We start from the raw sequence: 13,057 nt of genomic DNA on the forward strand, positions 1-13,057 counted from the left end.
CGTCCTTTGGCCTGGCCGCTGGGGATCAGGCCCCCTGGAGGAAGGCGATGAAGTCGGTCACGCCGTTTTGCCGGGCGTGGACGTAGTTGGCGGTCCACCTGGCGAAATTCATTTTGCGTCCGTAGATGAAGTACTCCCGGTCCGGTCCTGCGAAATCCCAGCCGAAGAAGGCGGCGACGGAAGGATGGATGGGCTGTTCGAATTCCGGGAATGGGTCGCCCAGCGCTTTCAGCGCGTCTTCGTCCGGTCCCGGCAGGCCGAGCTCGCGCAGCACGCCCCGCGCGGCGTGGTCCATGAGCAGGCTGCCGGGGTGGTTGACCGTGTTGAAGATCTGTTCGCGGGCGTGGCGTTCCTCTATGACGCGCAGGTATTTGATCGGGGTGAGGTCCTCGCGTTTCCGTTCCCGCCGGAAGGTCGCGGCCAGCAGTCCGGCCAGGTCGAGCTTGGCGGCCATGTCGGAGCGGAGATAGAGGAGCACCGTCTCGTCGAAGGACAGTCCCGCGTCGATGTAGCCGTCCAAAAGTTCGCAGCGGTAGTTGAACCCTTCGCGGCCCGACCAGGTGGGCCAGTATCCCTTGAAGAACATGTTCGGGATGCACAGGGCCCGGGCTTTTATAGGCAGCATCGCGACGAGCCGCTCCGAGGCCAACTCGCCCCAATCGGAGCCGAGGTGCTGGAACAGAAACAGGGAGCAGCGTGCCAGGTCCCGCTCCGGGATCGGCTCACGCGCGTAATTGGTGAACATGCGGCATTCGTACCGCGCGCGGAATTCCGGGCAGCAGCCAAGACGCGCCGCCAGCGGTTCGCCCTGGCAGTTGGCGTGGATGATGCAAAGTTCCCGGGTCATGGCCTGTTGTTATCCCCTTGACGAATTGCCATATTTTTTCATGCGGATAGCATTTGCCCTTCATGTTCGCAACGGGCTTTGCGGGTTTACAGCTTACCGGTGGGCGGTGTATTGCTCCTGTACCCAAATTCTTCATCAAGGACGTATAATGGAAACAGCTCTCAAGCGGATATTGGACGGAATCGCTCCCGTGGACCGTACCCGCGAAGCCGATGGACAGGCCCACCTCGATAACCTGACCAAGCCCGTGGGAAGTCTCGGCCGACTCGAATCCCTGGCCCTGCAACTCTATCTCATCCAGGGCGGGCAGCCGCCCGAGGCCGATCCCATGCGGGTCTACACCGTGGCCGGGGATCACGGCGTCAATGCCGAGGGCGTTTCGCCCTATCCCCAGGAGGTCACCCGCCAGATGGTGCTCAACTTCCTGGCCGACGGCGCGGGCATCAACGTCCTGGCCAAGACCGTCGGGGCTGAGCTTTTCGTGGTGGACGCGGGCTGTTGCGGGGGCGCTTTCGACGACCATCCGGCCCTGATACAGGCCAAGGTCGCGCCCGGCACCGCCAATCTTGCGGAAGGCCCGGCCATGACCCGCGAGCAGTGCCTTCAGGCTCTCCTTCTCGGCGTTTCCCTGGCCGACCGCGCCCATTCGGACGGGGTCCGCGTGCTCGGCACCGGCGACATGGGCATCTCCAACACCACGCCGTCCACGGCCCTTTACTCGGCATTTCTCGGCCTCGATCCCGCAGGGCTGACCGGCCCCGGCGCAGGCCTGGCCCCGAAGGTCATCCCGGCCAAGACCGCCGTTATCCGCCGTGGCCTCGAAGCCAACGGCGAGGCCATTCGGTCCGGCGATCCTGTGGAAATCCTCGCGGCCCTGGGCGGCTTCGAGATAGCCACCCTGGCCGGGCTCATCCTGGGCGGGGCGAAGAATCACCAGCTCGTCTGCGTGGACGGCTTCATCTCCACCGCGGCCTATCTCTCCGCCTGGAAAATTCATCCGGCGGTCAAGGATTACTGCCTGCTCAGCCACGCTTCCGCAGAACCCGGCTATTCCGCCGTCATCAAGGCCCTGGGCGTCGAACCCTATCTCCAACTCGGCTTCCGGCTCGGAGAAGGAACCGGCGCGGCCTGCGCCATGTTCCTTGTCCGTTCGGCAGCGAATATCTTCAATCAAATGGCGACGTTCGCTTCCGCAGGAGTATCGGAAAGCCGGTAGGAGAATCTGAGTCGGCGCGGGGAGGGGGAGAGGTTTTGCCCGGAACGGGCTTCGGAGAGGCTAACGACACCAAAATTTAACTCCCTGATAGGGAAAATCAGGTGTTGGAAGCCGCTTTGCGGCGATAGTCGGGTGATTTCGCCTCCGGCGGGCAAGGGCTCGCACCCTTGCATCCCATGTATGCGCCTTCGGCGCGGGTTTTTTTCTTCTCTGCGGCGTTCTGTCCCGATAGCGGGGAGTTGAATATATAGGTCCCTAAAAAAGAATAGGGCCGGTCAGGATTTCCTGACCGGCCCTATTCTTTGGACAAGCGGCGCACTATGCGTCCCCCAAGTCGGTTGAAACGGCTTGGACGATGTCGCCACGAGTGTTGTAGGTACCCGTGGATTCGACCTTGACGAGTTCGCGGGCCTTTTCGGGATTCTCCAGCACTTCGCGCTGGAGGCGAACCTTGCGGATGGACTTCATCTGTTCGGCCAGGTTGGGGCCTTGGGCTTCAAAACCGGCGATTTCCATGATTCGTACCTCCTTCCATGGAGTGTTGAACATATTCCTTGCCGATTTTATCGGAGAATATTTGGAAACCTTTAGGGCCTTGAGCGGGCCGCGGGGCTGGCGTTCCCCCAACAACTTGATACCTTTTATCTTCTTCATATAAAGAAACGTATACGCGCGGCTTGGGCCGCGTCGTCGATTACTTTGTTTCCCGCGCGTAGACTTCGTCGAGGATGGCTTTGCCGCCCGCTTCGAGGACTTGGCCTGCCAGGATCATGCCCAGGTCCCAGGCGTGATTCACATTCCCTTCGACCATGCGGCGGATGGGTGTGGAGCCGTCGACTTCGGCCACGTACCCGGTCAGGCGCAGCGTGTCGCCTTCGATCACGGACCAGGCCGCGATGGGGACCTGGCAGCCGCCGTCCAGCCCGGTCAGGAAGCCGCGTTCGGCCAGGACCTGATGGCGGGTGGGGGCGTGATCCAGGAAGGCGAGCATCGAGCGGACTTCGGCGTCGTCGGAGCGGAACTCGATGCCGAGCGCGCCCTGGGCCACGGCGGGCAGAAACTCGGGCGGGCTCAGAATCTCCTGCTTGGGCGCGGACATGTTCAGCCGCTTGAGCCCGGCGGTGGCCAGGACGATGGCGTCATAGTCGCCGTTCAGGAGCTTGTTCAGCCGGGTGTCCAGGTTGCCGCGCAGGGTCTCGATCTTCAGGTCGGGGCGCAGGGCGCAGAGCTGGGACTGGCGGCGCAGGCTGGAGGTGCCGACTTTGGCTCCCTCGGGCAAACCCTTGAGGCCGTCGTATTTGACCGAAAGCAGGGAATCGGTGGCTTCTTCTCGTTCGGGAATGATGCCGACCTCCAGGCCGTCGGGCAGCTCGGTGGGCACGTCCTTCATGGAATGAACGGCCAACTGCGCGCGTCCGTCCAGCAGCGCCTCTTCGATTTCCTTGACGAACAGTCCCTTGCCGCCGACCTTGGCCAGCGGCACGTCCAGAATCTTGTCGCCCTTGGTCTTGATCTTGAGCAGGTCGACGGACAGGCCGGGATGTTCGGCTTCGAGCAGGTCCTTGATATGATTAGCCTGCCACAGGGCCAGGGCTGAGCCGCGCGTGGCGATGGTGAGCTTTTTCATGCAGATTCCTCTGGTATGACTTCCGCCGTGTGAAAATGGCGTTCGGAGATTAGCCGCAACTGGAGCAGTTGCCGCCGGAACAGCCCGCGCAACCGGAAGAAGGCGCGCTGGGTTTGGCGGGGGCGCTGTCGCCGCCGGCGTCGGGCCTGAAGCCGCCGACCTTGGACCGGACGGCGCTCATGAGCTTGCCGGTGTCGGTGGACTTGCATTTGGGGCATGTGGGGCATTCGTCGCGGTCGAAAACGAGTTCCTCGAATTCGTTGCCGCACGCGTTGCATTTGTATTCGAATATGGGCATGGCGTGCTCCGAAACGGTGTTGTGATGGGCCGGGAACTCCCGGCAGAGGGTTTCCATAGCTGAAAAGGACCGGGCTGGCAACGTTGCCGCCCGGCCGGGACATAAGGTAAGTCCGTTGTGCGCCGTGTCCACCCTTTTCTTGCCTGAATCGGGGCTTTACACCGCGCTTTCCCCCCGGCTAACATGACAACGAGAGGCCGGTGGGAACGTCCGTTCAGCCCAAGCCGCGGAGGGATCATGAAAGACGAGTTTTACGCGCTGCATCTCGATACCGGAAACGGCGAGGCCTGGGCTTCCCGACCGTCCGGCCAGGCGTATCTGGCGGACGGCGCGGTCCATTGCGTCTTTTCCGCCCGCACGGCCGTCAAGATGGGCATGGGCGCCAACAGCCGTTCCCATGAAAGCCTGACTTTTCGTTTCGTGGAGCAGACCGGCGAGGACGAATTCGCCACCCGGCTGCTCAGCAACCGCCGCCTGCCCATGGGCGAGGCCGAGCTGATTTCCCTGGATGAGCTCGTGGAAAGCCATTCTCCCGAGCTGGCTTTTTACGAGGAGCGGGTCGTCCCGGCCATGCTTGAGCGCGGCGCGCCCGAGGATGCGCGATCGGCGTCCATCGACAGGCGGGTCTTCAACGGCCTTTTCGGCCTGGGGCTGCTCTACCTGGAACGGGACGAGCCGGGGCGCGCCTCGGCGCTGTTCGCCGACCTGGCCGGGATCAAAGCCGACTTCGTGGGCAAGAACCAGTTCCTGTTCAACGACTGCGGCATCGGACTGCGCAAGTGCGGCCTGTTCGGCGAGGCCATCGCCTTCTTCCTTCGCGCATTGGATTATGCGCCGGATGACGAGAATCTCCTCTACAATTTGGGCCGCGCCCATTACGAGAACGGCGACTGGACCCGTTCGCTGGACTACCTTATCCAGTCCAACAAGTTCAATCCCGGCCTTGGTCCGACCAACAGCTTGCTCGGGTTGATGGTCCGTCTGGAAACGGACGACCGGCTGGCCGACCGCTACGGCAAACCGCCGGTGCCGCCCGCCGTGGCCGCCCGCGCCCGCCAGATTCTGGCCGCCGGTTCCGGCAGGCTCAAGCTCGACGATACGCTGGTGGCCAGTCCCGTGGAACCCGGGCGCGCCCGGTCCGGCGGCGTGGGCCATGTCGAGTTCAAACGCCGGGGCGAAAAATAGCCTCCGAACTCCGGCGCATTCCTTTTTTCACTAAAGTCCCTTCCCCCGTGGACCGATAAGATTCGGGAATACGGGGTGGAAAGGCCGTTCGGCGTTGCCGGACCTTTTTCACGCAATGCGCCTGGTGACTGCGGGAGCCCACCGGATGGCGCAGGGGAAATGCCATGCCCAAGACCGGCGGCGGTTCGCGTTAGGGGAAAACGCGGATCGGACCGGTTCGAACAGGGCATGGCCGTCCCCCTGCGAAAGGGTGACCCATGATGAAGGATGCGTCAGTTTCTCTCGACGGCAGGAGCCTTGCCAATCGTGCCCCGCAACGGGGCATCGGGCCTGTTCGCTGTATTTTCTCGACCGGCGATTCCCATGACATTGAAAAGGAAACCGCCTCCGGAACTCGGGGACGAATCCGCTATTGGTTCGTTTGCCAGATCGGGGAGGACGGCTATGCCGTGCGCGGGTTGGGCAACGATTTTCTGCCTTCGGGCGGGGAATCGGCCATCACCGCCGACGAACTGATCGCCCGGTACACCCCGGAGGTGGCCGTTTTCGAGAACCGGATGCTTCCGTCGGTGCGTCGCAACGGCTACAGTTCCGCCGAGACCGGCCTGGGCTCGGATGGCCGGGGCATTCCGCCCGCCCTGGACGAGGCCAATGTGCGTGGCCTGTTCGAGCTGGCCCGGGAATATCTCCTCGCGCGGCGTACAGCCAAGGGACGGACGTTTCTCGGCGAGCTGCTGCGGGTCAAGGCCCCGTTCCCCGGCAAGGACCAGCACCTATTCAACGAGTTCGGCATCGCCCTGCGCAAGATCGGCTTCCTCGACGGCGCGGTAATCTGTTACCGCCGGGCTCTCAAGTATGCGGAAAAGGACGACCATCTTTTCTACAATCTGGCCCGCGTTTACTACGAGCAGGGCCAGTGGTGGGATTGCATGACCACTCTTGCCCGCTGCTTCGAGTTCAATCCGGACCTCCCCCTTGCCCGCGACCTCGCGGCCCTCATACATGCCCTGGCGGACAATCCCGGCCTGCGGCGGCGTTACGGCAAGCCTCCGGTGCCGGAAGGCGTGGCCCGCCGCGTCGCATTGCTCTGCGACATCCTTCCCGGCGCCGACGCCCTTGGCCGAGTTCGCAACGGGGCCTTTCAGCCGGAAACGGCGCCCGAGGCGAAACCGCCCTCCCTCGACCAGCGGCGCGACAGGGGGCTGTCCCTGCCGGGCCGCGACGCGGTGGGGATGTGATTTCAGCGGAAGTTCGGCCGCACGGCAGAACCCTACAGAACGGAAAAATCCGCGCCGAAGGCGCATACTGGGGATGCAAGGGTTCGCACCCTTGCCCGCCGGAGGCGAAATCACCCGACTATCGCCGCGAAGCGGCCTTCATCACCCGACTTAACTCTTCAAGAAGTTAAGGGGCGTTCCCCGCCAGAGGGTAACTCCCACAAAAAAGGGGACCGCAGCACGCTGCGGTCCCCTTTGATTTCGATGTGATCGGGATGGCTTATTTGGCCTTGGCGAGGGGCCAGATTTCGTCCACCTTTTCGATGGTTTTGATGGTGATTTTTTTGCGCAGTTCGTCCGGAATCTCGGCCAGATCCTTTTTGTTCTGGGCCGGGATGAGGACCTTTTTCATGCCGCGGGACACGGCGGCGAGGATTTTCTCCTTGATGCCGCCCACGGGCAGGACGCGGCCGCGCAGGGATATTTCGCCGGTCATGGCCAGGTCCGGGCAGATCGGGGTATCGGTCAGGGCGGAGATGAGCGCCGTGACCAGGGTGACGCCTGCGGACGGGCCGTCCTTGGGAGTGGCTCCGGCCGGGACGTGCACGTGGATGTCCCGTTTCTCGGCGAAGGCCGGGTCGATGCCGTAGAGGTCGGCCCTGGCCCGGGCGATGGACAGGGCGGCCTGAGCCGATTCCTTCATGACGTCGCCGAGCTTGCCGGTCAGGATCAGTTTGCCCTTGCCCGGCATGGTGGTCACCTCGATGTGCAGTATCTCGCCGCCCACCGGAGTCCAGGCGAGGCCGACGGCCACGCCCGGGGGCAGGGTGGGTTCCTTCTCGTCGTCGAGGAAACGCGGCGGCCCGAGGAGCTTGTAGAGGTTGTTCGTCGTGATCTTGAACGGCCCCTTTTCGCCTTCGGCCTTTTTCCTGGCCATCTTTCGGCTCAGGGTGCCGATCTCGCGTTCCACGTTGCGCAGCCCGGCCTCGCGGGTGTACTCGCGGACGACCTTGGCCACGAGCTTGTCGGAGATGATGAGCTCACCCTCGTCGAGGCCGTTTTCCCTGATCTGGCGGGGAATGATGTAGCGTCGGGTGATGACGGTCTTTTCCTGCTCGGTGTAGCCGGGAATGCGGATGACCTCCATGCGGTCCATGAGCGGGCCGGGGATGGAGTCGAGCATGTTGGCCGTGCACACGAACATGACCTTGGACAGATCGAAGGGCACGTTCAGGTAATGGTCGGTGAACGAGTTGTTCTGTTCCGGGTCCAGGACCTCGAGCAGGGCCGACGACGGGTCGCCCCGGAAGTCGGAGCCGAGCTTGTCGATCTCGTCGAGCATGATTACCGGGTTGCGCGTGCCGCACTGCTTGATGGCCTGGATGATGCGGCCGGGCATGGCCCCGATGTAGGTCCGCCGGTGGCCGCGAATTTCGGCCTCGTCGCGCATTCCGCCCAGGGACATGCGGTGGAACTTGCGCCCCAGCGACCTGGCGATGGAGCGGCCGAGGGAAGTCTTGCCCACGCCCGGAGGCCCCACGAAGCAGAGGATCGGGCCTTTCATCTTGGGGTTGAGCTTGCGCACGCTCAGGTATTCGAGGATGCGCTCCTTGACCTTTTCCAGGTCGTAGTGGTCGGCGTTGAGAATTTCTTCGGCCTTCTTGATGTCCAACCGATCGCGGGAGAGCTTCTTCCACGGCAGGTCGATCATCCAGTCGAGGTAGGTGCGGATGACCGTCGCCTCGCTTGATTCGGCGTGCATGGTTTCCAGCCGCCTGAGCTGTTTGAAGGCCTCCTTCATGACGTCCTTGGGCATTCCCGAGGCCACCAGTCCCTTGCGCAGTTCCTCCATCTCTTCGGACTCGTCGCCGTCGTCGCCGAGTTCGCGCTTGATGGCCTTGATCTGTTCGCGCAGGTAGAAGTCGCGCTGGGCCTTGTCCATGCCCTCTTTGGCCATGGTCTGGATCTTGTTCTGCATGGAGGCCACCTCGACCTCCTTGAGCAGTTGCTCGTTGACCAGCTCCAGCCGCTTGATGGGGTCGACGCATTCCAGAATCTTCTGGGCCGCCTCCACCTTCATGCGCAGGTTGGAGGCGATGAGGTCGGCCAGCCTGCCCGGATCGGACACGCTGTTGAGCACGGACATGATGTCGGCGCTGGAAATGCCGCGCAGGGAAAGAATGCGTTCGGACTGCTCACGCGAGGAGCGGACAAGGGCTTCCTGCTCGGCGTTCAGAGCGCCCGCTTCGGGCTCCACGATGGGGGTCAGCTCGGCGATGTGGTACGGGTCGTTGGAGGTGAACCGTTTCAGCTTGGCGCGGGCCAGCCCCTGGACCAGGACCTTGAGGCGGCCGTCGGGCATCTTGAGCATACGCATTATCATGCCCACGGTGCCCGTGGCGTACAGGTCGTCCGGGCCGGGGTCCTCCACGCTCTCGTCCTTCTGGGTCAGAATGAGGATGTAGCGGTCACCGGCCAGGGCCGCGTCCACGGCCTGGACGGATTTCTCGCGGCCCACGAAGAGCGGCAGGATCATGTAGTTGAAGACCACGATGTCGCGCACGGCGAGCACGGGCAGGACCTGGGGGATATCGGCCGGATTGTGGCCCGGCATGTCCTCGCCGTCGCTGAACATGGACGCGCCGGGGGTGTTGGTCAGCGCCTCGATGATCTCCGGGATGTCCTCGACGGGTTTTTGGGGCTTGTCGGGCTTCGGCGTCTTATCGATGTCGACATCCGGCTTTTTGCGTTTGATGCGCGACGGACGGATGGGGGATTTCTTTTTTTTCTGGCTCAAATGCGTATCCTCTGATTTGTGTGCAAACAGATGGTGTTAGACTACATATATCGTCAGATCGGGTTGGCAAGTCCATTATTATGGTAAATTCGCGATTCTTGCCTCGTTTGTCCGCTGAGGGGAGATATTGCCGTGGCTGTCCGCCAGACTGTGAAAAAGTCCGGAAAGGGGAACGGGATGTGGGGGACGGGGAACGGAAGATTCAACGGCGTACGGAAAAGGTAGGCAGGGGCGTTCCCAGCGGGGAACGCCGGGATTCGACGGCGGAGACACGGGCAAGCGGCGGGCCGAGCCTGAGGCGCTCCTCGAATCGGTCGAGTTGTTCGGCCGAGCCCTGGGCGAGGACTTCCACGGCTCCGTCGGGCAGGTTGCGCACCCATCCGGTGACGCCCAGATCGCGCGCCGTCTCGCGTGTCCAGCCCCGGAACCATACCCCTTGGACCTTCCCGCGGACGATGGCGGCCATTTCCTGCATCTAGAGCCTCCCGAATTCGTTGAAGCTGTAGTAGTCGTGGTCGGTGACGATGATATGGTCGCGCACGGCTATGTCGAGGCTGGCGCAGGCCTCGGCCACCTTGGCGGTGAGGATGATGTCCTCGGCGGACGGGTCGCTGCCGCCGCCCGGATGGTTGTGGACGAGGATGATGTTGGTGGCTTCGACGCGCAGGGCGGCCGCCGCGATTTCACGCGGGAAGACCGCAGTGGCGTTGGTGGTGCCCTTGCTCATGGGCTCCCAGGCGATAATCCGGTTTTTGGTGTCCATGAAGATCGCCCAGAATTCTTCGATCTCCTTGTGCCCGAGACGGGCCATGGCGGCTTTGGCCAGGGCGGCGGGGTCGGTTACGGACCGGCCGCGCCGGGCGTCCGCCTCGCCCAGCCGGGCGTGCAGCTCCTGGAAAAGCGCCCACTGCGTCTGGGCGGCGGGGCCGAGTCCCTTGATGCCGTCCAGTTGGTCGGGGCGCACCATGACCGCTTCCTTCAGGGAGCCGAAGCGCTCGATGAGCTCTTTGGCTATGGGCTTGGTGTCGCGCCTGGGCAGGCTCAAGGCGAGGAACAGTTCAAGGACCTCGTAGTCGGCCAAACCGCGCGGATTGTCCGCCAGCCTGGTTTTGAGCCGCTGACGGTGGCCGGTGTAGTGGGGGGCGTCCTTGGTCATCTCAGTAGCGTCGGGCCCGGCTCTTGGGTTGGAACAGGTCGATCAGCCCGGCCATGAGCATGTCCAGGGCCTCTTCGTATTTGCGCTCGCCGGTCTTGAGCGAGAGTTCCGCTTCCATGGCCAGGTCGATCATGCGGGCCACTCCGGCCGCGCCGAGACGCTTGGCCAGGGGGGCCTTCTTCTTGAGCATGAACGGGCTGCCCGCGGCCTTTCCCCCATGGGCGAGGAGCCAGTACATGCGCGCCTGGCTGGCCAGAAAACCGATGAGGTTGAAAAGCATCTGGTCCTTTGCGGACTTGGAGTGGTCGTCGATGACTCTTTGCCAGATCGAGGCTTCGGCTCCGGGCTGGCCGAGGGCGTCCATGAGGTCGAAGAAGGGCATTTCGCCGGTGCGGGCCACCAGGGAAACGTGATCTTTGCGCACGATTCTTTCATCGCCCGCGGCCAGTTCGATCTTGTCCAGCTCCAGGCGCGCGGCCACGGCGTCCGTGGGCAGGGCCATGGCGAGAGCTTGTCCCGCGCCCGGCTCGAAGGTCAGCCCGTTCTTGGTGGCCCAGGCCTTGACGAAGTCGGTCAGGGAGCGTTGGTCCAGTCCGGGGGATTCCCAGACCCAACCCGCGTCCCGCGCCTTTTTGTAGAGCGATCGCCGGGAAAGCGCCGGGGGGATGGACGGCTTCTTGCCCTTCCATTCTCCTTCGAGGCAGAAAAACGGGTAGATGTCCTGTCCGAGTCCCCTGACGGAGGCGTCGAGCTTGTCCCATTGGTCGGCCTTGAGGGCGTGGGCGCGGCGGACAAGCAGGGCCTTGGGCTGGGGGAAGAGCGACTTGATGGTCAGGTCGGTCCAGAAAGCCTGGGGCAGGGGGTCTTCGTCGTCGCCCCAGAACGGCTTGATCTGCCAGCCGTCCTGGCCGGACGCCTTGAGACGTTCGTCCACCTGGGCCTTGATGAGCTGGGGGTCGGGGCAGATGAGAAAAATATATCTGGGCCGGTTCGCCATGGTCCGTTCCGATGGGGTTGCTAATAGTCCTGGGTCATTTTGTCGGCCAGCCGCTGGATGCCGCGCCTGGTGACTTCCATGTCGGCTTCTTCGCCGCTGCCGTAGTCGTAGGGCCAGTTTTCGGAGATCGTCCCGGAACGCCAGAGCTCGGATTGGTCCGTGGTGGAGCGGATGATCGCGTTGAACCGGAAAATGGCCTTGGAGAGGAGGGTCCGGTCGTCGTCGCCTTCCACCGCGGTGGGCCGGTAGTACCGCTCGATGTCGATGGTGATGACCGCGTCGGCGTCGTCGCGTTGGTCCGTCCAGGTGAAGGTCCCCCGATTGTTCAGCTCGTCGCGCAGCAGTTTGCGCAGGCGCGGCTCAAGCCACGGCAAAGTGGTCGGGTTGACGATTTCGTCAATGGCGAGGACGCGGTATTTCGGGGGCAGCACGGAAGCTTCGCCCGGGCCGAAGGAATACCCGGCGCATCCGGCCAGGACGAGGAGCATGACTAGCGTCGCATATCGAAGCAGGGGCATTTGATTCTCCAGAGGTCGATGATTGGGGAAGGATAAAGGGATTCGCGGCAAAGGTCCAGCCGTCCCCCAAGGGAGTGGCTTTGGGAACGGCTTTTTTATTTATGGATAAGATGGGCGGCGCGGGCGGCGCGCGAAGAAATCTCCGCTTCGCCCCATTATTTTACGTACAGGCTCGTGGGGGAATGGTTCCGACACCCATAAGTCGCCTGCAAGGCAAAGAAAAACCGCTGCGCAACCCTAAACAATAACCCGATCCCACCGATACATAAAATGAAACGCCGGGTTTTCCCGGCCGTTAGCAAAGATCATCACCGGGGCGCAACCGCCTCGCCAACCCCGCATGGAAGCGGGAGGGAGACAACGATATGGCCATGGACGGCGATATTCTGTTTTCAATCATCACGCCCACGACCGGGAAGCGGCCCAATGCCCTGAGGAACGCGGTGCAATCCGTCGAAAGGGCGGCCCGGTTCGCCGGACTGGAGCGGAACCAGGTGGAAATACTCGTCGGCTTCGACGGCGTGCGCGGAGCGGCTCCCCGCTGCGCCTATCCCGTCCGGGCCTACAGCCTGCCCGGGGACCGCAACCGGGGCCACGGTGTCCGCGACACCCTCATCAAACTGGCCGACGGCGGGAAGCTCGTTTTTCTCGACGACGACAACGTGCTCAAGCCGTGCGCGCTGAGCCGCTATCTCAGGCATCTGGACGCCGAAATGGTCGTGGCCCGGGTCGACGCCCAGCTCACCATGGACCAGCCATGGCTGCCCGTTTTCGACGACGCCCCCCTGATGCGGCCGGGCAACGTGAACCTTCTGAGCCTGTGCCTGTCGCGCGGGCTGGTGGCGGACCGATGCGGCGGATGGCGGCATCACGACGAGCCGGACGCCTGTCGCCGGAATATTGCGGACTGGTACCGGATGGCGCGCAGCGTGACCGTGATCGAAGAGGTGGTCGGCATCCTGGACGCCGGGCGGAGCCTGGACAGGGCGGCCCTGTCCTCCCGTCAGGAGGCCCTGCTCGACGGGCTCGTGGCCCGGCGCGGCGCGCTCGCCGTCGCAACCCCGCTTCCGTCCCGCCCCGGCCTCATGCGGGCCTGATTCCTTCGCACGCGCAGGCCGCCCGACCTTTCGGCCCGGCGGCCGAGCTGCGTGCGGCAGCCCTCTTTTCTTTTTTGCCGATACGGGTACAATGCGCGCAAG

General features: G+C 63.5%; 13 protein-coding genes. 4 read left to right on the forward strand and 9 right to left on the reverse strand.

All coding sequences use genetic code 11. The features are described from left to right. Window positions 1-25: 25 nt before the first annotated feature. On the reverse strand, window positions 26-847 hold the full coding sequence (locus tag PSN43_RS03085) for a WcbI family polysaccharide biosynthesis putative acetyltransferase (protein WP_272699257.1): 822 nt from the start codon (window positions 845-847) through the stop codon (window positions 26-28). A gap of 148 nt (window positions 848-995) precedes the next feature. Between PSN43_RS03085 and cobT the strand changes: the two genes are divergently transcribed. Next, window positions 996-2,063: a nicotinate-nucleotide--dimethylbenzimidazole phosphoribosyltransferase gene (gene cobT, locus PSN43_RS03090; RefSeq protein WP_272699258.1), complete on the forward strand. Its 1,068-nt coding sequence runs from the start codon at window positions 996-998 to the stop codon at window positions 2,061-2,063. Between the two features lie 318 nt (window positions 2,064-2,381). Here the strand turns inward: cobT and PSN43_RS03095 are convergent, their stop codons facing one another. The 3 genes from PSN43_RS03095 to PSN43_RS03105 all read right to left on the reverse strand — a co-directional run bounded on the left by PSN43_RS03095 (window position 2,382) and on the right by PSN43_RS03105 (window position 3,988). Continuing rightward, window positions 2,382-2,579, reverse strand: a complete 198-nt coding sequence (locus PSN43_RS03095) for a hypothetical protein (RefSeq protein ID WP_272699259.1) — start codon at window positions 2,577-2,579, stop codon at window positions 2,382-2,384. A gap of 178 nt (window positions 2,580-2,757) precedes the next feature. Then, complete coding sequence (hemC, locus tag PSN43_RS03100; RefSeq protein ID WP_272699260.1) at window positions 2,758-3,690, reverse strand: hydroxymethylbilane synthase; 933 nt, start codon at window positions 3,688-3,690, stop codon at window positions 2,758-2,760. A gap of 49 nt (window positions 3,691-3,739) precedes the next feature. Further along, on the reverse strand, window positions 3,740-3,988 hold the full coding sequence (locus PSN43_RS03105) for an FmdB family zinc ribbon protein (protein ID WP_272699628.1): 249 nt from the start codon (window positions 3,986-3,988) through the stop codon (window positions 3,740-3,742). A gap of 237 nt (window positions 3,989-4,225) precedes the next feature. Between PSN43_RS03105 and PSN43_RS03110 the strand changes: the two genes are divergently transcribed. Both PSN43_RS03110 and PSN43_RS03115 read left to right on the forward strand, forming a co-directional pair. Continuing rightward, on the forward strand, window positions 4,226-5,173 hold the full coding sequence (locus PSN43_RS03110) for a tetratricopeptide repeat protein (protein ID WP_272699261.1): 948 nt from the start codon (window positions 4,226-4,228) through the stop codon (window positions 5,171-5,173). Between the two features lie 257 nt (window positions 5,174-5,430). Next, window positions 5,431-6,411 carry a tetratricopeptide repeat protein gene (locus PSN43_RS03115; RefSeq protein ID WP_272699262.1) on the forward strand — a complete coding sequence of 327 codons (981 nt, stop codon included), beginning with the start codon at window positions 5,431-5,433 and terminating at the stop codon, window positions 6,409-6,411. A 259-nt stretch (window positions 6,412-6,670) separates the two neighbouring features. Here PSN43_RS03115 and lon read toward each other — a convergent pair whose 3' ends face one another. The 5 genes from lon to lptE form a co-directional block, all read right to left on the reverse strand. Beyond that, the gene (gene lon / locus PSN43_RS03120; protein WP_272699263.1) at window positions 6,671-9,187 is read right to left on the reverse strand and encodes an endopeptidase La; all 2,517 of its coding nucleotides are present in this window, start codon (window positions 9,185-9,187) and stop codon (window positions 6,671-6,673) included. Window positions 9,188-9,389: 202 nt separating this feature from the next. Further along, entirely contained in the window at window positions 9,390-9,662 is a 273-nt protein-coding gene (locus PSN43_RS03125; RefSeq protein WP_272699264.1) for an acylphosphatase, read from the reverse strand. Then, window positions 9,663-10,343, reverse strand: coding sequence for a RadC family protein (radC, locus tag PSN43_RS03130; protein WP_272699265.1), 681 nt, complete (start codon window positions 10,341-10,343; stop codon window positions 9,663-9,665). Between the two features lies 1 nt (window position 10,344). Continuing rightward, on the reverse strand, window positions 10,345-11,340 hold the full coding sequence (locus tag PSN43_RS03135) for a DNA polymerase III subunit delta (RefSeq protein ID WP_272699266.1): 996 nt from the start codon (window positions 11,338-11,340) through the stop codon (window positions 10,345-10,347). A 20-nt stretch (window positions 11,341-11,360) separates the two neighbouring features. Next, window positions 11,361-11,858: an LPS assembly lipoprotein LptE gene (gene lptE / locus PSN43_RS03140; protein ID WP_272699267.1), complete on the reverse strand. Its 498-nt coding sequence runs from the start codon at window positions 11,856-11,858 to the stop codon at window positions 11,361-11,363. 365 nt (window positions 11,859-12,223) lie between these two features. Here lptE and PSN43_RS03145 point away from each other — a divergent pair, with 365 nt between their 5' ends. Beyond that, window positions 12,224-12,955 carry a glycosyltransferase family 2 protein gene (locus PSN43_RS03145; protein ID WP_272699268.1) on the forward strand — a complete coding sequence of 244 codons (732 nt, stop codon included), beginning with the start codon at window positions 12,224-12,226 and terminating at the stop codon, window positions 12,953-12,955. Window positions 12,956-13,057: the final 102 nt, after the last annotated feature.

This window comes from Desulfovibrio sp. Fe33, from assembly GCF_028532725.1.
Lineage (GTDB): Bacteria > Desulfobacterota > Desulfovibrionia > Desulfovibrionales > Desulfovibrionaceae > Pseudodesulfovibrio.

What these genes read in the sequence shown, in the direction of transcription:
- PSN43_RS03085 (WP_272699257.1), bottom strand. Translation starts at nt 847, where the DNA reads ATGACCCGGGAACTTTGCATCATCCACGCCAACTGCCAGGGCGAACCG.
- cobT (WP_272699258.1), top strand. Translation starts at nt 996, where the DNA reads ATGGAAACAGCTCTCAAGCGGATATTGGACGGAATCGCTCCCGTGGAC.
- PSN43_RS03095 (WP_272699259.1), bottom strand. Translation starts at nt 2,579, where the DNA reads ATGGAAATCGCCGGTTTTGAAGCCCAAGGCCCCAACCTGGCCGAACAG.
- hemC (WP_272699260.1), bottom strand. Translation starts at nt 3,690, where the DNA reads ATGAAAAAGCTCACCATCGCCACGCGCGGCTCAGCCCTGGCCCTGTGG.
- PSN43_RS03105 (WP_272699628.1), bottom strand. Translation starts at nt 3,988, where the DNA reads ATGCCCATATTCGAATACAAATGCAACGCGTGCGGCAACGAATTCGAG.
- PSN43_RS03110 (WP_272699261.1), top strand. Translation starts at nt 4,226, where the DNA reads ATGAAAGACGAGTTTTACGCGCTGCATCTCGATACCGGAAACGGCGAG.
- PSN43_RS03115 (WP_272699262.1), top strand. Translation starts at nt 5,431, where the DNA reads ATGATGAAGGATGCGTCAGTTTCTCTCGACGGCAGGAGCCTTGCCAAT.
- PSN43_RS03125 (WP_272699264.1), bottom strand. Translation starts at nt 9,662, where the DNA reads ATGCAGGAAATGGCCGCCATCGTCCGCGGGAAGGTCCAAGGGGTATGG.
- radC (WP_272699265.1), bottom strand. Translation starts at nt 10,343, where the DNA reads ATGACCAAGGACGCCCCCCACTACACCGGCCACCGTCAGCGGCTCAAA.
- PSN43_RS03135 (WP_272699266.1), bottom strand. Translation starts at nt 11,340, where the DNA reads ATGGCGAACCGGCCCAGATATATTTTTCTCATCTGCCCCGACCCCCAG.
- lptE (WP_272699267.1), bottom strand. Translation starts at nt 11,858, where the DNA reads ATGCCCCTGCTTCGATATGCGACGCTAGTCATGCTCCTCGTCCTGGCC.
- PSN43_RS03145 (WP_272699268.1), top strand. Translation starts at nt 12,224, where the DNA reads ATGGCCATGGACGGCGATATTCTGTTTTCAATCATCACGCCCACGACC.